Raw genomic sequence first — 23,241 nt, 5'->3', positions numbered from 1 at the left:
AACGGCACAATCCGGTTTCAAATTTTACCCGTCGGGGCAGCATACAATAGACTTTCAACATTATCGGCAAATCATAAAAATCAGGCTTTTAATAATTATTGAAAATAGACCAGAGCCTATTCGATCACGAAGTCGATCAAATAGAACGGCGGGTTTTTCGTGATGATCGATTGAAGCGGCGCGCGCCCGTCTTGCTCTTATGATGAGAAACCGGTGACAACGGTAATGGCCGTGGCGCACTTAGCATTTCAAACCGCATCGCCCCGGCAATTGGCTGTGCTTCGACGAGACGTACACTGACACTATCTCCCAGCTGGTAACCTTTATGGCTTTTTTCGCCTATCAAAGCGTGACGCGCCTCGTCAAATATATAGTAATCGGTTGCCAGAGTTGAAATAGGCGTAAAACCGTCGGCTCCCAATCGGTCAAGTGAAATGAATAAGCCCGATTTTGTGATACCGGCAATACGACCGGTAAATTCAGTGCCAATTTTATCTGCGAGAAAATGCGCAACCAACCGGTCGATTGTTTCTCGTTCGGCAGCCATTGCGCGGCGCTCTGTAAGAGAAATAGCTACTGCAATTTCATCAAGATTTTTTTCTTCTTCGTTCGTTAAACCGTCATTGCCGAGCTTCAGTGATTTGATCAGGGCACGATGAACGATTAAATCCGCATAACGGCGAATAGGCGAAGTAAAATGGGCGTAGTTACGTAAGTTGAGGCCAAAATGACCGATATTCTCGGGCGCATATTCTGCTTGTGATTGGGTACGCAACACCACCTGATTAACCAGCTCTTGTTGATCGGTATCTTTCACCCACTCAAGAATTCTATTAAAGCGTTCCGGCGTAAGCTCCGCGCCGCGGGAAAGTGAAAGACCAAGGGACGCCAAAAACTCTCTTAAGCCTTCTTGTTTTGTGAGCGACGGCTGGTCATGTATACGGTAGATCAAAGGTTGATGTTTGGATTTGAGGGTTTCAGCTGCCGATACATTGGCCTGAATCATAAATTCTTCAATAAGTTTATGGGCATCAAGGCGTGGCGGGATGACCACGTCTTTAATGCGTCCGCTTTCATCAAGAATAATTTTCCTTTCAGGCAGATCAAGTTCCAACGGTTGCCGTTCGTCACGCGCTTTTTTCAGCAAATCATAAGCTGCCCAAAGGGGCTTCAATACGTTTTCAAGTATTGGCAAAGTTTTTTCGTCAGGCTTGCCATCAATAGCCCTTTGCGTTTGTTCGTAAGAAAGTTTGGCACACGAGCGCATCAATATACGGTGAAAACTGTGACTTTGTTTTTTCCCGTGACTATCAAAAACCATGCGAACGGCCATAGCAGGCCTATCTTCGCCTTCGCGCAGAGAACAAAAGTTATTCGAAATTCGTTCTGGCAACATCTGTACAACCCTATCGGGAAAATAGACCGAATTACCGCGTTTTAAGGCTTCCTTATCCATTGCACTGTCGGGGCGGACATAATAACCGACATCTGCAATAGCAACCGTCACGACAACCCCGCCTTTATTGTCTTCGCTATCATCCATATTTGCACAAACGGCATCGTCATGATCCTTTGCATCTTCGGGATCAATGGTTACGAGCGGGAGGTCGCGCCAATCCTCCCGATTTTCCATTGTAGCAGGTTTAGCTTCTTCCGCTTCTTCGAGGACGCGGTCAGGAAAAATATGCGGAATATCGTGAGAAATGATCGCAATCATCGATAGCGCTTTTTCGCTATCGACACTGCCCAGAATATTTTTGACGACGCCGCGTTTCAAGCCATAACGTTTGTCACGACCGATCTCTACTTCGACGAGGTCTCCGGCTTTTGCCTTGCTATCCGGGGGGAGATCAACGGCAACTTCGGGTGCTTTTCGGTCGATCGGCTCAAGACGCCATTTACCTTGGCCTAGATCACGAAGAACGCCCATAGTGGTAAAATCACGCTTATCAATTTTCTTAATAGCGCGGCCGGTATAAGAAGGTCCTTCCTCTCTTTTATTGCGGAAAATTTTGGCAAGGATTCTGTCGCCGACGCCAATGGCCGGTCCTTTTGTGTGTCGTGCGGGATGAAGAGCGACAAGCGGCGCATCCTCACCATCCCATTCGGAAGGCTCAGCGATAAAGCCGCCATCATGATCGCGCCCTTTAATGTCGAGAACTGCGACAGGTGGAAGCATGTGTTTCGGAACAATTTTTTTGCGTTGTTTAGAGACGACACCTTCGGCCTTCAGTTCACGCAAGAGGTCTTTAAGCCAAATTCGCGCATCCCCTTTGAGGTTGAAAGCCTTGGCAATCTCCCGTTTCCCGGACAAATTCGGATTTTCTTTGATGAAAGAAAGAATATCATCTTTTGTGGGCAAGTGTGAAGGTTTGTTCCTGCTTACGGGATGTTGTTTCATAGCTCTATTTTCCATCCCGTTTCACGGGTTATTCTGCTTTCTTGGAGGTTGCCTTCTTGGTTGCCGCCTTTTTTACCGTCTTTTTGGTGACGCTTTTCTTGGTTGCCGCATTTTTTGTTGCAGATTTTTTTACTGTGGCTTTACGGCCTTTTTTGGGAGAAGCTGCTTTTAGTGAAATGAGTTCCAAGGCTTCTTCCAAAGTTACCGATGCCGGGTCTTTGCCTTTTGGTAACGTTGCATTGATCTTGCCCCAGTTGACATAAGGTCCATAACGGCCGTCGCGGACTGTCACATCGCCACCATCGGGATGTTGTCCAAGGGTGGCAATAGCTTTGGGCGTAGATCCCCTCCGTGCGCCTCCACGCGCCTGTTTCTCTGCCAAAACAGTTACCGCCCTGTTGATGCCAATATCGAAAACCTCTTCCGGCGTTTCAAGATTGGCATATTGGCCATCATGAGACACATAAGGTCCATATCTGCCGATAGAAGCCATAATCGGCTTCCCGGTTTCAGGATGTATTCCCACTTCTCGCGGTAGAGATAAAAGAGCAAGTGCTTTTTCCAAATTCATTTCGCTTGGCGACCAGCTTTTCGGAAGGCCGGCGCGTTTCAGCTCCTCGCCATGTTTACACTCGACATAGGGGCCGAAACGACCGATTTTAAGTGTTACGTCTTCGCCATTATCGGGGTTTTTGCCTAGTATTGTAGGGCCATCCTGCTCGGTTGTGTTGCCATCCTTGGCGTCTTCACTTCCCAATTGTCTGGTATATTTGCAATCGGGATAATTGGAACAACCGACAAAGGCACCATAACGGCCGAGTTTAAGAGATAGACGCCCCTCATGGCAGAGCGGACAGGAGCGGGGATCACTGCCGTCTTCGCGTTGCGGAAATGCGAGTGGTGCAAGCGCGTCATTCAACACATCAAGCACATTGCTCACACGTAATTCTTTAATATCGGAAACCGAAGCATTGAACGCGTCCCAGAATTCGCGCAATACCTGCTTCCAGGACAACTTGCCGTCGGAGATGAGATCAAGCTTTTCTTCAAGATCGGCAGTAAAATCGTATTCGACATACCGATTGAAGAAGTTTTCAAGGAATGCTGTAACAATGCGCCCTTTCGCCTCGGGAATAAGCCGGCGCTTGTCTATCGTGACGTAATCGCGATCACGTAAAGTGGTAAGGGTCGAGGCATAAGTCGACGGGCGACCGATTCCAAGCTCTTCCAGTTTTTTGATCAGGGTTGCTTCGGAATAACGGGCAGGAGGTTCGGTCGTATGTTTGAGAGCGTCAATCGACACTTTTTTGAGCTCTTCATCCGCTTCCATCTTCGGCAGCCGCATCGAGTCTTCGCTATCGGCAGAGTCGTCATCTTTCTGATCAAAATAGGCAGCAATAAATCCGTCAAATGTTACCACCGACCCGACAGCTCTCAAATTTGCATGGTCGGAACCGTTTATTGCTTCAATCTCGACAGTGGTGCGCTCGATATCGGCAGACTTCATCTGACTGGCCATCGCTCTTTTCCATACAAGCTCGTAAAGTTTGAACTGGTCGCTATCGAGAAATTTTTTAATGTCGTCCGGTTTACGTTTGAAATCGGTTGGACGTATAGCCTCGTGCGCCTCCTGCGCGTTTTTTGCTTTAGTCGAATAGAAACGGGGTTTCTCGGGCACATAATTTGCACCGAATGTATCATGAATGGCATTTCTTGCCGCTTCAATGGCTTCGGGGGCGATCTGTACGCCATCAGTACGCATATAAGTGATGAGGCCGGTTGTTTCGCCGCCAATGTCTATACCTTCATAGAGTTTCTGTGCCACTTGCATGGTGCGCGAGGCCGAAAATCCGAGTTTTGATGAAGCCGCTTGTTGTAATGTTGACGTTGTGAATGGTGGTACCGGATTGCGTTTTGTCGGTTTTGATTCGACACTTGTGATCCGGTAACCGGCTCCATCCAACATGTTGCGGATATTTTTTGCCTGATCTTCTGTTTTAATGTCGAGCTTGGCGAGCTTTTTGCGGTTAAAAGTCGTCAGATTAGCCAGGAAGCTCTCGTTTGCTTTTGTTGCAAGCTTGGCTTCTATTGACCAATAGTCTTCACGCTTGAAACGCTCGATTTCCGATTCCCGATCGCAAATGAGGCGCAACGCAACTGATTGTACACGACCGGCCGAACGGGCTCCGGGAAGTTTGCGCCAAAGGACAGGCGATAAGGTGAAGCCGACAAGGTAATCAAGTGCACGACGCGCCATATAGGCGTCAACAAGGGGAATGTCGATATCACGCGGGTGAGCCATAGCATCAAGAACGGCGTGTTTTGTAATCGCATTAAAGACAACGCGTTTGACAGGTTTACCTTTCAAAAGCTTTTTATGCTGTAAAATATCAAGAACGTGCCAGGAAATAGCTTCCCCTTCACGGTCCGGGTCAGTTGCCAGAATGAGGCCATCGGCATCTTTTAATGCTTTCGATATTTCTGCGATTCGTTTTGCACCGGTTGAGCTCGTGTCCCATTTCATCGCAAAATCTTCATCCGGCAGAACAGAGCCGTCTTTTGCAGGAAGATCACGTACATGCCCGAAGGACGCGAGAACTTTATAATTGGGTCCTAGATATTTATTGATTGTTTTAGCTTTTGCCGGTGATTCGACGACGACAATATCCATAATGATATCCGCTTCCCTGAACCAATGATTTTACTGTACACTCAATTGACCGGCTTATTCCCATTGGTCAAGGCTAAATGATAAAAAAATACACGTGCAACTATTGATTGCGTAAATAAAAAATACACGTTATTATAGTTAAGCTAACTAACTAATTTAACATTTATTTAGGACTACTTTCGAAAATTTCTACCGTCAATCAGGAGCAATACATGAGGGGAACTTGTGTAACAAGGAGAAGGTTACATGTCTCTAGAGCGCGTTGAAATCATCGGATATATTGTCGATATGTCCCGTCAAATGAATATTATGGCGAATAACGCCAATTCTCCATTTTTGGCTTATTTGTTGGAAATGGTTGCAAAAGAAGGGCAACACATCTTAAAAAACGATACGGTCAACAAGGAAAATCGTTGATCGCCAATGATACAAGTCCGCCGCTGTGACGGACGAGTTTCCCGGCCAAATCAAGTTCAACGAGTATAAGATAAATCTTGTCTATCGGCACACCGGACGCAAGACAGAGCGTTTCTATGTCAATCGGTGTTGTTGAAAGTGCATCCATTATTGCATTTCTGTCGAAGTCGCTTGCGTCAACATCGCGATTTTGATCTTCATTCTTGTGCTCGGAGAATTGCTTGACTGATTCGTCTTTTTCGTCGTTATCAAACAGCGGCATTCGAGGTGCAGTTGATGGTGCCAAGGGGCCAAGTGTTTCTATGATATCTTCAGGTCGGGTAACGAGCAGGGCGCCTTCCTTGATAAGATTATTTGTTCCTTGTGCACGCGGATCCAAAGGCGAACCGGGGATAGCAAAGACAATGCGTCCTATCTCGGCCGCCAATCTTGCAGTTATCAGAGAGCCGGAACGGTTTGCCGCCTCGCACACGAGAATTCCCAAAGATAATCCCGCAATGATTCGATTGCGGCGCGGAAAATCTTGGGCGCGTGGTTGCGTGCCAATCGGCATTTCGCTGACAATTGCCCCACCTTTATCCAATATGGCTTCATAAAGGTCGCTATTTTCCGGCGGATAGATATGATCGATTCCACCTGCCATAACGGCAACAGTTCCAGTATCAAGACTTGCGCGATGGGCAGCTGTGTCGACGCCACGCGCCAGTCCTGAAATGATAGTAAATCCTGTTTCACCAAGTTCTTTAGCAAAAAGTGCAGTCAATTTTTTGCCTGTTGCCGAGGCGTTACGAGAGCCCACAACACCTACGGAAGGCGAAAAGAAACATTTGGGGTTACCCTTGACTGCAAGCAGAGGCGGGGGAGTTTCTATAGCTCGCAAATAGGGTGGATAATCAGGCTCGCCCACTCCTATGAAACGTACGCCAATTTTACCCGCAAGTTCGAGCTCGCGTTCTGCATCCTGTTTGCTGGCAATCCGTATCGGTTTACCTTTGCCTCCCATCGTGCTGAGCTCCGGCAGAGCATCGAGAGCCGCTGCAGCCGAACCGAAATGCTCTATGAGGTTAATGAAAGTAACAGCACCGACGTTTTCGCTGCGTATGAGTTGTAGCCAGCTGAGCCGCTGAGCATGGGTAAGGACAATCCCTTTACGTTTTTCCATCTCGGTTACAGAGCTTTCCGCTATTGTTTCTTTGCGCCGATCTTGCTTTCCGTTCCGTTCAGCAAGAGTCTGATATTCGCATGGTGTTTCAAGATAACGATGATACTCATCACCGAAAGAACGAGCGCAAAAAGATTTTGCGACGTGCTATCCATGAAAAGTAGAATAAAAACAGGCACTAGGATAACTGCGAAAAGTGCCGAAAGCGAGGAATAACGCGTAATGAATGCGGTGAGCAACCAGACGCATATAAAAACCAATGCAGCCGGTGGGTAAAATCCGAGGCATACACCGAGGTAGGTGGCAACGCCTTTGCCGCCTTTGAATTTAAGCCAGACGGGGTAGATATGACCGATAAAGGCAGCAAAACCGCCTAAAGTGACAATGACGATATTGTTATAATCGAACGACGATAATAGGGAGGCGATATAAACCGCTAATGTCCCTTTGAACATGTCACATAATAACGTCAATAAAGCGATTTTTTTGTTTCCCGTTCGCAAGACATTGGTGGCGCCTATATTTCCGGAACCAATTTTGCGCACGTCTCCAAGGCCGGCTAAGCGGGTAAATAACAGCCCGAAAGGGATCGAACCGATGAGATAACAAATTATCAGTGTCAGCCACGAAACCATCTTTGGAGATAAACCTATATCGGCCATAAAAATATCCTTTTCAAGATTTGCCGTTAGATCGTTCAGTTCCGGTATTCATATACCAGCTTGCCAGCAACATAGGTTTTTAGGACATGTCCTTGAAAACGGGCATTTTCGAATGGCGTGTTTTTGGATCTGGAATGAAGCATATCAAGAGTTAAGACCCAAGGTTCATCAAGATCGACCAAAATGAAATCCGCAGGTTTTCCAACTTGCAAAGTTCCTGCATCAATCCCCAAAATCTTCGCAGGATTGGTGGAAAGTAAAGCCGCTATCTTTCCAAGCGACAACGAATGATCATGGTAAAGCCTGAGCGCTGCTGCAAGCAATGTTTCCATTCCTACTGCACCGGCTTCCGCATCTTCAAAGGGTAAGCGTTTGGTATCGGCACCTTGAGGATCATGACTGGATACAATAATATCAATCGTTCCATCACGAACAGCTTCAATCATCGCATGACGGTCATCTTCCGACCTGAGCGGCGGCGAAAGCCGGAAAAATGTCCGGTATTCTCCAATGTCATTTTCGTTCAATGTCAGATTATTGATTGAAACGCCGGCTGTAACATTGGTCAAATTTTCTTTTGCACAACGAATAGAATCAGCCGACATTCCCGTTGAAAGTTCTGCTGCGTGATAACGGCAACGCGTTAAAGCAGCCAGACGCAAATCACGTTCAAGCGGGATGACTTCCGCTTCTTTGGGAATACCCGCAAGGCCAAGCCAGCTTGAAAGGAGCCCCTCGTTCATGACACCATTGCCGGTCAGCCATTTATCTTGCGTTTCATGGATGATAAGGGCGTCGAAGTCATGGGCATAAGTCATGGCACGTCTTAATACCAATGAATTCTCGATTGTTTTGTGTCCGTCCGTGAAGGCTATTGCACCGGACTCTTTCAATAGACCGAACTCGGTCATTTCCTGTCCTTCAAGTTGCTTGGTAATTGCAGCTGAAGGATAGACATGAACCGAGGCGTTTTCACGCGCTGTTTGCTTGACGAATTCGACCAGTGCAACATCATCTATGACCGGATGGGTATCCGGCATCATGACAAAGGATGTTACGCCGCCTGCTGCAGCGCAATGACTTGCCGAACGAATGGTTTCCCGATGTTCGTTGCCCGGCTCACCGACATAAACGCGCGCGTCGACCAACCCCGGTAGAATTGCTTTGCCATGCGCATCAATAACCTCCGCACCATCAGGAATGCCTTGATTTTGTGCATCTTTGCCACAAGCTTTAATGATGCCGTCGACGATGATGAGCGTTCCCAATTCGTCCTTGTCACAGGAAGGGTCAACGATGCGAGCGTTTTTATAAACCAAGGGTTTTATCATTGAATATCTCCTTCGCTGCGGCGCGGATCCAAGAGAGCCTCGATAACAGCCATTCTGACAGCAACGCCCATTTCAACTTGTGTATGAATAACGCTTTGCTGACCATCAGCAATATCCGATGCAATCTCGACCCCGCGGTTGATTGGCCCCGGATGCATGACAATGCAATCCTTATTTGCAAGTGCCAGTTTTTGTTTATCAAGGCCGAAAAAGCGGAAATATTCTCTAACCGAAGGAATAAATGCACCGGACATGCGTTCTCGTTGTAGTCTTAGCATCATGACAACATCTGCGTTTTTCAGGCCTTCCTGCATTGTTGTGAAAACTTCAACGCTCATATGTCCGATGTCATAGGGCAAAAGCGTCGTAGGCGCGACCGCGCGTACCCGTGCTCCGAGCGCATTAAGACTTAAAATATTGGAGCGGGCGACACGCGAGTGCAATATGTCGCCGCATATAGCGACAGTCAAACCCTCTATCCGTCCTTTGGCGCGACGGATTGTCAATGCATCAAGCAGAGCCTGGGTTGGATGTTCATGAGCACCATCACCGGCGTTGACAACGCAGCAACTTACCTTTTGAGCAAGTAGCGCCGCCGCGCCACCCGATTTGTGACGCACGACCAGAATATCGGGATGCATGGCATTCAATGTCATTGCAGTGTCGATAAGTGTTTCACCTTTTTTTACGGATGAATGGCTGACAGCCATATTCATGACGTCGGCACCAAGTCGTTTGCCTGCAAGTTCAAAGGATGATTGCGTACGTGTAGAATTTTCAAAAAAAAGATTGATCTGTGTTCGGCCGCGCATCGATGTTTTTTTCTTGTCAATCTGGCGTGATACTGCGACATTGGCGTCGGCACGATCAATGAGTGTAGTAAGATCCTGAGCACTGAGGCCTTTTATGCCGAGGAGGTGGCGATGGGGAAAAATAGGGAAAGAAGTTATTTGAGTCATAGCAGAAATTTCCTAAAGAAACTGAGTGACACTACAACAAGGCTTGCTTTTTATGCAATCTCTGTTTTAACCGCACAAAAAACTAAATTTCCAGATAGCAATATTATTAATTGACGGAATCAGGAATAAATTGTGAGTACCTTACCCAATCAGAATATTATGCGAAAAAATGCTTTTTTGGATGACGCGGTTCTGTTCCGTTTTTCGTCACTTTTGCCAACCCCGCTTTTAGCAGGTTTCGAGGAAATAGGTGCATTTGTTGCAAGTAGGGAAGCGCAAGACCTTGCAAGACTCGCCAATATTCACCGGCCAATCCTTAGGCGTGAGAATGAATGGGGGGACAATCTACAACAACTGGAAATCCATCCAGCTTACCATGCTTTGTTGCGTCGTTCCCGTCAGGCAGGATTATGTTCTTCTCTATGGGAAAATGGTCCGGCCGAAAATGGAGTGCGTTATCAGTCACGGGCAATCAGACTTTTTCTGATGGCAGGACTCGAGACGGGGCATCTTAACGAGATTACATCAACGAGCGCAGGAATTTCCGCACTTATCGGTGAATCGGATTTATTTTCCGGTTGGAAAAATGTGTTATTATCCCGCCAACATGATTATTCGGCGCGTGCCATTACAGCAAAACGGTCAGCAACGCTTACCTTTGCCAACGACGATATCACAAATAATTTGCAAAATCCTGCGCAAGTATCGGCTGCGACGCGGATTTCCTTTGATTCGGCAAGTGGGCGTGATCTCTATCGTATAGATGCTGTCAAGCAATCAGTATTAAATCCGACGGCCGACGGATATTTTGTAACAGCCGAGGTCGGCGGGCAAAAATGTTGTTTCTTTGTATCGCGCTTTCTTGAAAATGGTGCATTGAACGGAAATATCTGTGTAGATTTTCTTGTCCACCGCGCTGGTGAATGCTCGGCTCCCGAAGGACAGGTTTCATTTCACAATAGTCTCGGTTGGTTGATCGGCAAGATTGGCGAAGGCGATAGGGTCGTCAGAGATGTCGAGACGATGACGCGTTTTGATCAGGCAGTTATTTCGGCAGGCGTACTTCGTGCGGCACTTCAAACAGGCATCAACTTTTTCAGGCGCTTCAATCCGCGACAAGTTTTACCACCATTGACCGAACGTATATTTGCCGATCTTGCTCTCGACGTGGTTGCTTCACAATGCCTTGTCATGCGGCTTGCCCGTGCGTTCGACAATGCCGCATCAAATCGCGGAGAAGCGGCATTTGCTCGTATCATGACACCGATCGTTGCCATCCACATCAATGAGCTTGTGGTTCCGGTTGTGGGAGAAATTATCGCTCAAATGGGAGCGCAGGCATATATGTTTGATAGTCGGATGGCCAGAATGCTTGTTGATGCACCGATGCGTAGCATGAAGGGAAATGGCGGTAATGATATTGTGATTGATACGATCCGTTTGGGAGAAAGGGCACCCGGTCTGTTTCAGGGGCTACTCGACCAGATTGGTCGTGATATCGGTCCAGCCGGTCCCAAAACTGTCGAAATACTCAATGCAGCTGCACGAGTGGCTGCAAATGACATTGGTGCCGGCAGGCTTTTTATCGAACAAATGGCCTATGCCGGTGCAGCTGCCGCTTTGCAACAAGCCGATATGAATCATATCACTGCTGCCTATATAGAAAGCCGTCTTGGAGGACAGTGGCGCTCATCCTATGGAATGTTGAGTGCGCGTCATCACGCAGGACATATATTGGATACACTTTATCCTGCTGTTTAAGCGCTCGACCTTTATTCTTCAGTTCGAGCTAAACTTTGAAGTCTGTCGAGTGCTCCTTGCAAAATAAAAGCGGCTGCCGCTGAATCAATTCTGTCGGCACGTTTTGCACGCGAAACATCCATTTCGAGAAGGCCGCGTTCTGCGGCCACTGTTGACAGCCGCTCATCCCAGAATACAAAGGGAATTTGTGTTAAAGCATTCATATTATGAACAAAAGCGCGCGTTGCCTGAACGCGTGGGCCGCTTGTGCCATCCATATTTTTGGGAAGGCCAATGATTGCTACGCCGATATTTTCTTCAAGAAAAATTTTCATGAGGTCATGAGCGTCGATAGAGAATTTTTTGCGTTTCAATACAGGGCGAGGGGTGGCAAAACGCCAACCGAGATCGGATACAGCGATGCCTATCGTTTTTGTTCCCAAATCAAGGCCAATAATATTTTTGTCCTTAAGACCGAGATCAGGAATTTCAGTAATATCTATAACCGACATTGAGGCTCGCCTTTATCAAATATCCCGCTCAAACAAGCAGGTACTTGGCATTTTGGGATTTTGCGTTCAATATATGGTAAAAGATCGAACTTCCAATAAAAAACAAGGGTAGTGGCATGAAAATCACATGGCTCGGGCACGCAGCCTTTCGCGTTGAAGTTGGCAAAGCGGTTATACTTATAGATCCTTTTTTGACCGGTAATCCGGCTGCAAAAGACCTTGATATCAAAAAGGCTGTCGAAGGTGTAACCCATATAGCCCTCACCCATGGTCATAGCGATCATGTCGGAGATACAATTGCTATTGCAAAGGAAAAAAATGTACCGGTAACAGCAAATGCCGATCTTGCTGCCTGGCTCCAATCGCAAGGTGTGAAAAACGTCGTTCCCGGTAATGCCGGCGGTACGCAAGTGCATGACGGCTATAGCATTACTTTTGTCAATGCTGTTCATTCATCTGCCATGCTCACTGAAAACGGTGTCTCGCAATGTCTTGGCAATCCTAACGGGCTGGTGTTCCATTTTAATGATGCACCGACGCTCTATCATATGGGGGACACAGATATTTTTTCCGATATGCAATTAATTGACGAATTGCACGAGCCGGAAATCGGCATTGTGCCCGTTGGCGATTTTTTCACAATGGGGGGCGCCGTTGCAGCTCTCGCATGTCAACGTTATTTCCATTTCAAAACAGCGATACCTTGTCACTGGGGCACTTTTCCGGTTCTTGATCAGACACCGGAACGGTTTGTTAAGGGTATGAAAGGAACAAAAACCACAGTTGCATTGCCAAAAGTCGGTGAAACGCTCGATTTCTGAACGTTTTTTCTTGCTCTTGGGGCTTTGGCCTTATAGCTTTCCATCAGCGAAAATGCCTTTCATACGGGATTTACCTAATGTCTGTAGATATTAAACCAGTCAAACGTGTTGCCCGTCTTTCGCGCATAGTGGTGAAAGGCGATTAAGCGGAACGTATGGACAGAGTATGATTCCAAACTTTGTTGAGCAACTTGATGGAGATGAGGGACCTATTGTGCCACAAAGTTTTTTGTCAGTGCATTTACTGAAGGATTATCGCATGCGGTAAAAGCAACCAATGCATTTAAACGCTAAAGAGCTTGCACCAGCAGCAACAAAGATCGGGTATAGAAAATTTGCTAACAATGTGACGGATTATCAGATGGCCGGATTTTGACTAACGCTTTATGACAATAAATATACTATCGTTAAGAGCAGTACAAAAGGCTTTTCATTTTTCATGAAAAACAGCGTTTTACCTTATCCGGGCAATATTCCTGAAAACCAACCAGCTAAATAATATTTTTCGGCGGAAAACAACGATGAAAAAAAGCTTCATAAAAATTGCTTTTTTACTTATTTTTCTAACTTATGGAACATTTGGAATGGCTCAAACAAAGGTAGTTGCCACATCATTACACGCGCCAACAGGCATAGGATTTAATAATGAAGGAGAAATGCTAGTTACCAATTGGTCTGGAAATTCCGTCGTTAAAATAACGACACAAGGAAAGCAGCAAGTTGTTTATTCTGGCATAAGCGCTCCAGCGGGCATTGTTGTTGATCATAACGATGATATCTATGTTGCATCTTATCAAGACAATTATATTTTAAAGATAGATAAAGTCGGTAATGCGTCAAAAATCGCGAGCGGTTTTCATACTCCCACGGGGATCGCTTGGTCAAATACCGATGAATTATTAGTCACTAATCGTTCATCTGGCGAAATAGTATCCGTCAATGTTGAAACGGGTGCAAAAAAGATAGTAGCGTCAAAACTTGGCTTACCCGTTGGCGTGACACAATTGCCTAATGGCGATTTGGTCGTTTCACAATATAGCGGGAATTTAACGCATATTAATGCAGCAGGCGTTCATAAGCAGCTAGGTTCCGGCTTTGATCGGCCTGGCGTGGGGATTGTGACTGTTTCTGACCATTTAGTTGCTGTCATTGATAATGGCGCAGGGGCTGTTCGGCTAGTGAATGTTGATACGGGGGAAACAAAACTGCTCGCTAATCATTTAGATGGGGCTGTAGCTTTAGCCTATTTCAAGGGTCGTTATTATGTTGGAACTTGGAATGATGGCCAAATACGTGTTTTTGATTAATATCAAATTCTTAAAAATTGAACTTCAATGTTTACCGGCAAAATCAATATAACCGGCAAGGTCAATACAATAAGGATGATTAGCCAATCTTAATAACTCTATCACCATTCTTATTGCAGGCGTTTTTGCCTGATTTTTGAATGGGAAAGACACGTCAAGGATAAGTAAGATTTAACTTACAAAAATTCTGGCTCATTGTCGTCCTCTACCCGAAACAGTTTGTCTGCACGCACGGGTTAACCATGGCACCACCCCTGAACCATCAATTACCACTTGGTTTGAAAGCTCTGACGATAGAAAATTGATAACGGATTTATGCTTCAGAAATAGGGGTGGTTGTCATTGGCAACATTTATGTCATGGGGGAGCTGTCGCCGACTTTAATTGGAATATAGTCTTATTTTAAGACCGCGATTCCACGCTATCGGAGCGCTTTTCCTTCTCTTGATCAAAGACCGGAACGCTTCGTTCTTGGCGTTGCAGATGGAAAAAAAGTTTTAGAAATACCAAAAGTCGGTGAAACGCTCAATTTCTGCACGTCTTTTCTTGCTCTTAAGGGCTTCGGCTTGTATAGCTTCATTATACAAAATGTCTTTCATACGGGATTTACCTAATGTCTGTAGATATTAAAACGGTCAAACGTGTTGCCCGTCTTTCGCGTATTGCTGTGAAAGATGACGAAACAGAACGTATGGCAAAAGAGTTGAACGCTATTTTGGGATTTGTCGAGCAGCTTGACGAAGTCAATGTCGACAATGTCGAGCCTTTGACATCTGTCATTCCGATGACTTTGCGTACACGTGAAGATGTGGTCACTGACGGAAACAAAGCGGCCGATATTGTCGCCAATGCACCTTTGAGCGAAGACAATTTTTTCCTCGTTCCAAAAGTTATCGAATAGCAATTTGAATATTTATTTTTGAGGCATGATATGACCGATTTGACGAAGCTGACAATAGCCGAGGCTCGTGACGCGCTCAAAAAGGGCGACTTCAAGGCAACAGAACTTGCGGATGCATATATCCATGCCATTGAAGCATCCAATCCTGCTATCAATGCCTATGTTTCGGTAACAGCCGATCACGCACGAAAGATGGCAAAAGCCTCCGATGAAAGATTTGCTCAAAATAAGGCAGGTGCACTTGAAGGGATCCCGCTTGGCGTGAAAGACCTTTACGCAACCTATGATATCCACACCCAGGCGTGTTCTCATATCCTTGACAACTTCAAACCGAAATATGAGTCGACTGTAACAAGTAATCTCTGGGCTGACGGTGCGGTTATGCTCGGGAAACTCAACATGGATGAGTTTGCAATGGGATCGTCCAATGAGACATCCTATTACGGTCCCGTTGTCAATCCGTGGCGCGCCAAAGGTTCGGAAGAAAAATTGGTGCCCGGTGGTTCTTCCGGCGGATCGGCTGCCGCTGTTGCTGCTCGTTTGTGCGCTGGTGCGACGGCAACCGATACTGGCGGTTCCATTCGTCAACCTGCTGCATTTACCGGTACTGTCGGCATCAAGCCAACCTATGGACGTTGCTCGCGTTGGGGAATTATCGCTTTTGCTTCTTCGCTTGATCAAGCTGGCCCTATTGGCCGTGACGTGCGGGATTGCGCCATTTTGTTGAAATCCATGGCGTCATTTGACGAGAAGGATTCGACTTCGGTTGATCTGCCGGTTCCCGATTATGAAGCATCTATCGGAAAATCGGTTAGAGGCATGAAAATCGGTATTCCTAAGGAATATCAGGTTGACGGTATGTCGGAAGAGATAATGGCACTTTGGCAAAAAGGCATAGATTGGTTGAAAGAGGCCGGGGCTGAAATCGTCAATATTTCGCTTCCTCATACCAAGTACGCATTGCCTGCCTATTACATCGTCGCACCCGCGGAAGCATCATCCAACCTTGCCCGCTACGATGGTGTACGTTACGGACTTCGGGTACCCGGCAAAGATATTATCGAAATGTATGAAAACACGCGTTCCGAAGGTTTCGGGCACGAAGTCAAACGGCGTATTCTCATCGGCACTTATGTGTTGTCAGCCGGTTATTACGATGCCTATTATCTAAAAGCACAAAAGGTTCGCACGCTCATCAAACAAGATTTTGATAAATGTTTTGACGCCGGCGTTGATGCTATTTTGACTCCTGCCACACCTACTGCGGCGTTCGGAATTGCCGATAAAAAATTGAAAAACGATCCTGTAGCTATGTATCTCAATGATATTTTTACGGTTACGGTAAATATGGCAGGACTTCCGGGAATTTCTTTACCGGCCGGACTTTCAAAGGACGGGCTACCTTTAGGTTTGCAGCTTATTGGCAAGCCTTTTGGTGAGGAACAATTGTTCCAGACTGCCAATGTTATTGAACAGGCGGCTGGAAAGTTTTCTCCCGAAAAATGGTGGTAAGCAATCGTTGATATCTGCCGATATCGGCATTCGCTATTAAATCTGTTGAACACGGCAACTTCCTTGCCGTGTTTTTATTTGCCTACGTGTCGCGTATTCAACAATGAAAGCTATCTGGCAAGGGAATGAAATATCAGTTGCTTAACGGTCCAAAAGCTTTGGTCTTAGGGATTCGATAAATTTTTGAATCAATAAAAACACGTATTATCAGTAAGTTATGAGTGTTTGTTATAATTAAATATTAACAATATGAGATTGTCAATAAACGGGATTAAGGACAGTTTCAAGATTCTCAAATAAGACCGGTAAAAAAGTTGGGCTTGTTGACGTATTCAATTAGGGTGTGGTTCAACGTTTGTCGGTGTTTTACCGGTGAGATTTTCCACATTGAAACATCAACATAGCCTCGCAATATTTCATATCAAGATAAAGGCCATCGCTTTCGAAAATTATCTAAACAACTGGTGATCGACTTTCTCATACCGATAAAATAAACCGAGTAGCTAACTCCGTGTCTGGCAACAATAGAGCTCTAATTGTCGCATTACAAAAATGGCGGTCAAATTCGGAGTGCTAATTTATTTCAGGATAAGCCGGTTAAACGGGGGACAGGATTGTCACCCTCCGAGATAAGCTGCTTTCACCCGCGGGTCTTTGAGCATAGTTTTGCCTTCACCCTCGAGAATGATTTTACCAACTTCCAGAATATACGCATAGTTGGCGACCGATAATGCAGCAAATGCATTCTGTTCAATAAGCAGCACTGTTTTGCCCATCTCGTTGATTTTCCGGATTATAGAGAAAATTTCCTGAACGAGAATGGGGGCAAGGCCCAAAGACGGCTCGTCAAGCATGACAAGTTCGGGATTGCTCATAAGTGCCCGTCCGACCGCAAGCATCTGCTGTTCACCGCCCGACATTGTTCCGCCTAATTGTTTCGACCGTTCGCGGAGCCTTGGGAAAAGATCAAAAATCCATTCGATATCCCGCTTGATTCCGTCTTTGTCTTTGCGGATATAAGCACCGAGTTCCAGATTTTCCAAAACGGTCAAATGTGGCATGATACGGCGTCCTTCGGGGCTCAAGGCAATTCCCTTTTTCAGGATTTCTTCAGGCTGTTTTCCGAGGATATTTTCACCTTTATAGATGATTTCACCGGTCACCGATTTGTTGAGCCCCGCGATCGAGCGGACTGTACTGCTTTTTCCTGCGCCATTTGCTCCAATCAATGTGACAATCGAGCCTTCCTTGATAGACATGGATAAGCCTTGTACGGCTTTGATTGCCCCATAATTCACACGAAGGTCGTTAATCTCAAGAATATTCATGAATTTCTCCGCCAAGATAGGCTTCGATAACTTTTTGATTGTTGCGGATTTCGTCCGGAGTTCCATTTGCAATAAGTGCGCCATATTCTAGAACCCAAATGTGGTTACATAGCCCCATGACAACGCGCATATCGTGTTCGATGAGCAGAATAGTAAGTCGGAATTCTTCCCTTATTTTTGAAATAAAGGCGCGTAATTCTTCACTCTCCTGAGGGTTCATACCGGCTGCCGGTTCATCAAGAAGCAACAATTCCGGTTCGGTTGCCAAAGCACGGGCGATTTCCAGACGTCTTTGAGCGCCGTAGGGGAGCGCTGTTGCAGGCTGGTCAGCAAGGTCAGCAAGGTGAACTCGATCCAAAAGTTCAAGTGCTTGTTCACGAATGTGTTTTTCTTCTCTCACTGCCGAAGGGATGAATAGGGCGCTAGCAAACCACGGGCTTTTTTGGCGCACATGCGCCCCAACCATGACATTTTGCAAAACGCTCAATCCGGTAAACAAGCGGATGTTTTGGAATGTGCGGGCAATGTGACGTTTGCAAACAACATTGGGGTGAAGACCTGAGACTTTTTCCCCATCAAATGTAATTGTGCCACTTGTCGGGGTGTAAAAGCCCGAAATCATGTTGAAAACGGTGGTTTTACCGGCACCGTTAGGGCCAATGAGGCCTGCGATGCTTCCCCGTTCAATAGCGATGTTGATGTCATTGACTGCCGTTAATCCGCCGAAGCGCATTGTGACATGATCAAGGTTCAATATCGTGTCACTCATGATTGATCTCCGCTCTTCACCTCGGAACGTTTTTTGAAAAAGCGGTAAATTCCATTCCAGGAAAATTCACGTGTGCCGAGCAAGCCACTTCTCCAAAACAGGATTATGCCCATGAGCAATATCGAAAAAATGACCATTCTAAGCCCCGGAATTCCAGGAATATGAATGAATCCGAAATTAATCGGTTGCTCGACAATGCGTAACCATTCCAGCATCACGGTAATGATGACACTACCAATGATGCTACCGGTAATCGAACCGAGGCCACCGGCAACAACGATCATCAAAATATTGAATGTCAAAAGAAAATTGAACATTTTGGGATCGATTGTTGAAATAAGCGCTGCAGTCAGTGCACCTCCGACGCCGGCGAAAAATGCACCGATTGTGAAAGACAATGACCGGTAGAAAAACGTGTTAACGCCCATAGTTTTTGCAGCAATCTCGTCATCTCGTATTGCGCAAAGAGCGTTTCCTGTGTTGCTTTTTAAAAGCAGCACAATAAAGGCGACAGTGAACGCAAGCCAGCCATAGTTCCACCATAAATTGCCATATTGCGGTATACCTTTTATGCCAAGCGAGCCATTCGTGATCGGCGTCGCATTGGTAATGACAACACGTATAATTTCGGCAAATCCAAGTGTTGCAATGCCAAGGTAATCCCCACCCAGGCGCAAAACCGGTAGGGCAATGACAAGGCCGAGAACAGCAGCGCATATGCCGCCCAAAATAACAGCAAAGAAAAACGGTACTTGCAGATTCTGGATTGGACCGAACATTGGCTGCAAAATCCACATCATCTGCTTTTGTTCGGGTGATAAAAGCAAGATAGCACAAACATAAGCGCCAATAGCCATAAATCCGGCATGTCCTAAAGAGAACATTCCGGTAAAACCATATATAAGATTGAGTGATACAGCCAGAATCGCATTGATTGCAATGAGGTTCAAAATGCGCACAGTATAAGCATCAAAATGGTTCTGCGCATAAAACAAAAACGCAATAAGGCAGCCGATCGAAATCAGTGAAAGGATAATTTGTGAGGATTTTGACATCAAATTTTTTCCTCGCTTTTCTTACCCATAAGTCCGGTCGGCATGACGAGCAGGATCATGATGAGCATGATAAAAGCAAACGCATCACGGTAGCCGGAAAGTGACGGGAAAAATGCGATGATCATGATTTCTATAAAACCTAAAAGCAATCCTCCAAGCATTGCACCTTCAACAGAACCGATGCCACCAATAACTGCGGCAATGAACGCTTTTAACCCGGGAATAACGCCCATATACGGGTTGATTTGAGGGTATCTGAGTGCCCACATGATACCGGCTATTGCAGCAAGCGCAGATCCGAGGCCGAACGTAAATGCAATAATCTTATCGACCGAGACGCCCATCAATCGGGTGGTTTCGATATCGCGCGAAATTGCTCGCATGGCCAAACCCGGTTTGGTTTTATTGATAATCCATAAGAGAAGAACAACAAGCAATAGTGAAACAATGGGAACGATCAGAGCCATTGGAACGATGCGGATGATGCCTTGAGCACCTTCTCCAAAATGCCATTGGATGGGAGTTACCAGCAGTTCGGGTTGTTTGACGCTTTTTGGCACGCCAGTGAACAAAACGGTTGCGAGATTTTCGATAAGAAACGACATGCCAATTGCACTGATAAGCGCTGAAATACGCGGGGCATCGCGTAAAGGACGGTAAGCGATACGGTCGACTGCAATACCTCCGGCACTGGTAACAAAGACCGCAAAACAGACGGCAAGTAGCCAGATAGGTGTAAAATCCTGCGGATGAATAAAACTGTAATAGGCAAGTGCCAGAATAAGAATAATGAAAAGTGCTGCCCAATAGGATTTAATGCGTGTTTTAAAGCCGATGAAGACGGAATAATAAACAAGAATAGCGAGTATAATCAGAAGCACTGCCGCCCAGGCAGGCATGAAACTTATAGTAGAGAAAAAAACAAAATAGGCGCCAAGCATAAAAATGTCGCCATGCGCGAAATTGATAAGGCGTAAGATGCCGTAAACCATTGTGTAGCCAATGGCTATCAGACCATAAAGCGCCCCTAACGCCAAAGCATTAAAGAAATGTTGGATGAACATTTCCGTGCCCATGTCTAAGCCTTCCTGATGTCATAGAGGGTTGATTGGAGAAGCTCATATATAACTTCAATCATCCGGTCGAGTTTTATTCGGCCGGATGATTGTTTTTTAACAGATTTTTCGTTTATAGAGCGGGCTTAACTTCACCGAGATAAACGCGTTTTCCATCCTTGATCTCGATAACGCCGATCGGAATTTCAGGATTATGGTTTTTATCCATAGTCATAGCTCCGATCGGTGTCTCGAAGTCTTTGAGCTTTGCAAGTTCGGAGGTAATCGCTTCGCGGTCGCCGCTGCCGGCTTTCTCAATAGCCTGCATAAACATCATGTAGGCAGTGTAGCCGAGAACCGCATTTACGTTCGGTTCTTTGTTAGGGTAGGTTGCTTTCCAATCCTTGGTGAATTCAGCTGCTGCTTTAGGCATATTCGGCATATTTGCGTCATATGGGAAAGTTGTGTGAAGAAAACCTTCGGCAGCACTTCCTCCGATTGTAACTGTTTCAGGATTATCCATGGCGTCACCGCCCATAATCCGGAAAGTTGCACCAAGTTCACGAGCCTGTTTCAGGATAATCGCACCTTCAGCAAAGTAAGCCGGAATGAAAAGGACATCCGGTTGTTCGGCGATAATCTGGGTGAGGGCTGCCGAAAAGTCCTGGTCACCCGAATTATAATTGAGGTTTGCTATAACTTCGCCGCCAAGTTTTTTGAACGAGGTATCGAAGAAATTGGCGAGGCCGATTGCATAATCGTTGGAAACATCTTTCAGAATGGCCGCTTTTTTGGCATGTAACGTATTGAAAGCATATGTTGCTGCTCCGGCTCCCTGATAGGGGTCAATAAAGCATGCACGGAAATAATATTTTTTGCCTTGGGTGACGAGCGGGTTGGTTGCAGACGTCGCGATTGCCGGTGTTTTTGCAGGCTCTGAAACTTCGCCACCAGCAAGTGCCAAAGACGAACCATAAGTTCCGATAATCCCGTTGACTTTATCGGAAGCGGTAAGTCTCATTACAGCGTTTGCAGCCTCAACTTTGTCGGATTTATTATCAACAACGACAAGTTCGACTTTGTGTCCGAGCACTTCCGGCTTGATTTTGTTGGCTAGCTCGACGCCTTCGAGCTCCAGTTGTCCTCCGAATGCGTTTTGCCCTGTCAGCGGAAGAAATACCCCTATTTTGATAGAGTCTTCGGCGAGAGCACTGAAATTCAGTGCTGTGGCAGCAATCGCTGCCGCAATCAATTGCTTGAAAGCCATGTTTGTTTATCCCTCTGTTTTATTATTTATAGTAATTTCATAATATAAACCGACTTACGTTACAAGTTACAGTGACAAAATCCGTTTATATTTTAAACTCATGTCGAGTTTTACCATGTTCCAGTATTCTTCATGGAAACCCATGGTTCTTGTGGTGGAAGTTTCTCGCCTTTTTGTAAGAGCTCGATGGAGATACCGTCTGGTGATTTAATAAATGCCATATGACCGTCGCGGGGCGGCCGATTGATGACGATTCCCTGATCAGCCAAATTTTTACAAGTCTCGTAAATATTGTCGACTTCATAGGCCAAATGCCCGAAATTACGCCCCCCCTGATAGTCTTCCTTGTCCCAGTTATAAGTAAGTTCAAGTTCCGGAGAGTGATGAGAATGAGCAGCATTTACATCTTCAGCAGCTGCCAGATAGATAAGTGTAAAACGTCCTTTTTCATTTTCTATCCTCCGTGTTTCCTCAAGGCCGAAAATGTCGCAGTAGAAATGGAGTGATTGTTGGAGGTCTTTGACGCGAACCATTGTGTGTAGATAACGCATATTTTTCTCACTTTCTTTGATTTTCAAGTTTTACCGGTTTTTGCAGCCAAAGTGAATATCATGACTGACATTCATCGCAATCGGAGGTAAAAAAACGAAATCAGGTGATTTTCTTTATGCAGGCGTCGACAATTTGGGGAAATCCTGTTCTCGGGGCTTGCGTCGCAATGAGTGAACAATATTTACTGGAGTTCAAGAGAATCATTCGTGATTAGAAGATATTGACAGGACTGTGAGAATTATGGCGAGCGATGATTTAGAGGAAGGCTGCCTTCCATCTCAAGATAGTTCTGAAACAGCAGCAACAGATGTTGCCGAAGTGAGTGGCACCATCAAATGGTTCGATGTTAGCAAGGGTTATGGTTTCATCGTGCCGGATATTGCCGGTGTTCCGGATATCCTCCTCCATGTAACTGTGATGAGACGTGACGGTTTTCACACTGCACTGGAAGGTGCACGCATTGTATGTCTGGTCAAAAAAGGTGAGCGGGGGCTGCAGTGCATCCAGGTCAAATCAATTGACCTTTCTACAGCAGTACATCCATCGGAATTACCGGCTCGCACGCATGTGGTTGTAAAAGCCGAAAGCGGTTTGGAACGCGCAATTGTCAAATGGTTCAATCGCGAGAAGGGGTTCGGCTTTCTCACCCGAGGCGAGGGGACCGAAGATATATTTATCCATATGGAAACGCTCCGTCGTTTCGGTCTTGCGGAATTGCGTCCGGGGCAGGTTGTTCTGGTTCGTTTCGGGCGAGGTGAAAAAGGTCTGATGGCCGCGGAAATCCATCCCGACATTGCGATACCTTTTCCAACCCATTAA

General features: G+C 46.0%; 20 protein-coding genes. 7 read left to right on the top strand and 13 right to left on the bottom strand.

Features of this window, described 5'->3' with window-relative positions; translation table 11 throughout:
* Positions 1-136: 136 nt before the first annotated feature.
* Together rnr and topA are read right to left on the bottom strand one after the other, a co-directional pair.
* On the bottom strand, positions 137-2,401 hold the full coding sequence (gene rnr / locus PEB0122_RS10855) for a ribonuclease R (protein WP_225867846.1): 2,265 nt from the start codon (positions 2,399-2,401) through the stop codon (positions 137-139).
* Between the two features lie 28 nt (positions 2,402-2,429).
* A complete protein-coding gene (topA, locus tag PEB0122_RS10850) occupies positions 2,430-5,072 on the bottom strand; it encodes a type I DNA topoisomerase (RefSeq protein ID WP_075917172.1) in 2,643 nt (880 codons plus the stop codon).
* Between the two features lie 246 nt (positions 5,073-5,318).
* Between topA and PEB0122_RS11825 the strand changes: the two genes are divergently transcribed.
* On the top strand, positions 5,319-5,489 hold the full coding sequence (locus tag PEB0122_RS11825) for a hypothetical protein (RefSeq protein WP_179057536.1): 171 nt from the start codon (positions 5,319-5,321) through the stop codon (positions 5,487-5,489).
* On the opposite strand, the gene dprA is transcribed toward PEB0122_RS11825, so the two are convergent.
* The 4 genes from dprA to PEB0122_RS10830 are packed head-to-tail and all read right to left on the bottom strand — an operon-like array spanning position 5,470 to position 9,603.
* Complete coding sequence (gene dprA, locus PEB0122_RS10845; RefSeq protein ID WP_075917171.1) at positions 5,470-6,651, bottom strand: DNA-processing protein DprA; 1,182 nt, start codon at positions 6,649-6,651, stop codon at positions 5,470-5,472. The genes PEB0122_RS11825 and dprA overlap by 20 nt on opposite strands.
* 20 nt (positions 6,652-6,671) lie before the next feature.
* The gene (gene plsY, locus PEB0122_RS10840) at positions 6,672-7,313 is read right to left on the bottom strand and encodes a glycerol-3-phosphate 1-O-acyltransferase PlsY (RefSeq protein WP_075917170.1); all 642 of its coding nucleotides are present in this window, start codon (positions 7,311-7,313) and stop codon (positions 6,672-6,674) included.
* Between the two features lie 35 nt (positions 7,314-7,348).
* Complete coding sequence (locus PEB0122_RS10835) at positions 7,349-8,644, bottom strand: dihydroorotase (RefSeq protein WP_075914525.1); 1,296 nt, start codon at positions 8,642-8,644, stop codon at positions 7,349-7,351.
* On the bottom strand, positions 8,641-9,603 hold the full coding sequence (locus PEB0122_RS10830; RefSeq protein WP_075870564.1) for an aspartate carbamoyltransferase catalytic subunit: 963 nt from the start codon (positions 9,601-9,603) through the stop codon (positions 8,641-8,643). The genes PEB0122_RS10835 and PEB0122_RS10830 overlap by 4 nt, the downstream gene beginning before the upstream one ends.
* Positions 9,604-9,735: 132 nt before the next feature.
* Between PEB0122_RS10830 and PEB0122_RS10825 the strand changes: the two genes are divergently transcribed.
* Positions 9,736-11,364 (top strand): acyl-CoA dehydrogenase family protein, encoded by a 1,629-nt coding sequence (locus PEB0122_RS10825; RefSeq protein ID WP_075914524.1) that lies wholly within the window; start codon positions 9,736-9,738, stop codon positions 11,362-11,364.
* An 11-nt stretch (positions 11,365-11,375) separates the two neighbouring features.
* Here the strand turns inward: PEB0122_RS10825 and ruvX are convergent, their stop codons facing one another.
* Positions 11,376-11,855 (bottom strand): Holliday junction resolvase RuvX, encoded by a 480-nt coding sequence (gene ruvX / locus PEB0122_RS10820; protein ID WP_075917169.1) that lies wholly within the window; start codon positions 11,853-11,855, stop codon positions 11,376-11,378.
* Positions 11,856-11,971: 116 nt separating this feature from the next.
* On the opposite strand from ruvX, the gene PEB0122_RS10815 reads away from it, so the two are divergent.
* From PEB0122_RS10815 to gatA, 4 genes are all read left to right on the top strand, one after another.
* Complete coding sequence (locus tag PEB0122_RS10815; RefSeq protein WP_075917168.1) at positions 11,972-12,676, top strand: metal-dependent hydrolase; 705 nt, start codon at positions 11,972-11,974, stop codon at positions 12,674-12,676.
* Between the two features lie 521 nt (positions 12,677-13,197).
* Positions 13,198-13,983: a Vgb family protein gene (locus PEB0122_RS10810; RefSeq protein ID WP_075917167.1), complete on the top strand. Its 786-nt coding sequence runs from the start codon at positions 13,198-13,200 to the stop codon at positions 13,981-13,983.
* Positions 13,984-14,596: 613 nt separating this feature from the next.
* On the top strand, positions 14,597-14,884 hold the full coding sequence (gene gatC, locus PEB0122_RS10805) for an Asp-tRNA(Asn)/Glu-tRNA(Gln) amidotransferase subunit GatC (protein WP_075917166.1): 288 nt from the start codon (positions 14,597-14,599) through the stop codon (positions 14,882-14,884).
* Between the two features lie 30 nt (positions 14,885-14,914).
* Positions 14,915-16,396 carry an Asp-tRNA(Asn)/Glu-tRNA(Gln) amidotransferase subunit GatA gene (gene gatA, locus PEB0122_RS10800; protein ID WP_075917165.1) on the top strand — a complete coding sequence of 494 codons (1,482 nt, stop codon included), beginning with the start codon at positions 14,915-14,917 and terminating at the stop codon, positions 16,394-16,396.
* Positions 16,397-17,013: 617 nt separating this feature from the next.
* Here the strand turns inward: gatA and PEB0122_RS10795 are convergent.
* From PEB0122_RS10795 to PEB0122_RS10770, 6 genes are all read right to left on the bottom strand, one after another.
* The gene (locus tag PEB0122_RS10795; protein WP_075917164.1) at positions 17,014-17,724 is read right to left on the bottom strand and encodes an ABC transporter ATP-binding protein; all 711 of its coding nucleotides are present in this window, start codon (positions 17,722-17,724) and stop codon (positions 17,014-17,016) included.
* Complete coding sequence (locus tag PEB0122_RS10790) at positions 17,711-18,493, bottom strand: ABC transporter ATP-binding protein (RefSeq protein ID WP_075917163.1); 783 nt, start codon at positions 18,491-18,493, stop codon at positions 17,711-17,713. Before PEB0122_RS10790 ends, PEB0122_RS10795 begins: the two co-directional genes overlap by 14 nt.
* On the bottom strand, positions 18,490-19,548 hold the full coding sequence (locus PEB0122_RS10785) for a branched-chain amino acid ABC transporter permease (protein WP_075917162.1): 1,059 nt from the start codon (positions 19,546-19,548) through the stop codon (positions 18,490-18,492). The genes PEB0122_RS10790 and PEB0122_RS10785 overlap by 4 nt, the downstream gene beginning before the upstream one ends.
* Positions 19,548-20,624, bottom strand: coding sequence for a branched-chain amino acid ABC transporter permease (locus PEB0122_RS10780; protein ID WP_075917161.1), 1,077 nt, complete (start codon positions 20,622-20,624; stop codon positions 19,548-19,550). Before PEB0122_RS10780 ends, PEB0122_RS10785 begins: the two co-directional genes overlap by 1 nt.
* A 112-nt stretch (positions 20,625-20,736) precedes the next feature.
* Complete coding sequence (locus PEB0122_RS10775) at positions 20,737-21,870, bottom strand: ABC transporter substrate-binding protein (protein ID WP_075917160.1); 1,134 nt, start codon at positions 21,868-21,870, stop codon at positions 20,737-20,739.
* Between the two features lie 110 nt (positions 21,871-21,980).
* Positions 21,981-22,421, bottom strand: a complete 441-nt coding sequence (locus tag PEB0122_RS10770) for a VOC family protein (RefSeq protein ID WP_075917229.1) — start codon at positions 22,419-22,421, stop codon at positions 21,981-21,983.
* Positions 22,422-22,662: 241 nt separating this feature from the next.
* Between PEB0122_RS10770 and PEB0122_RS10765 the strand changes: the two genes are divergently transcribed.
* Entirely contained in the window at positions 22,663-23,241 is a 579-nt protein-coding gene (locus tag PEB0122_RS10765; RefSeq protein ID WP_075870576.1) for a cold-shock protein, read from the top strand.

It is taken from the genome of Ditibartonella apis, assembly GCF_001952075.1.
Classification (GTDB): domain Bacteria; phylum Pseudomonadota; class Alphaproteobacteria; order Rhizobiales; family Rhizobiaceae; genus Bartonella; species Bartonella apis.
Note: the sequence above shows the minus strand (reverse complement) of the source record. Positions and strands in the feature narration are given on the sequence as shown.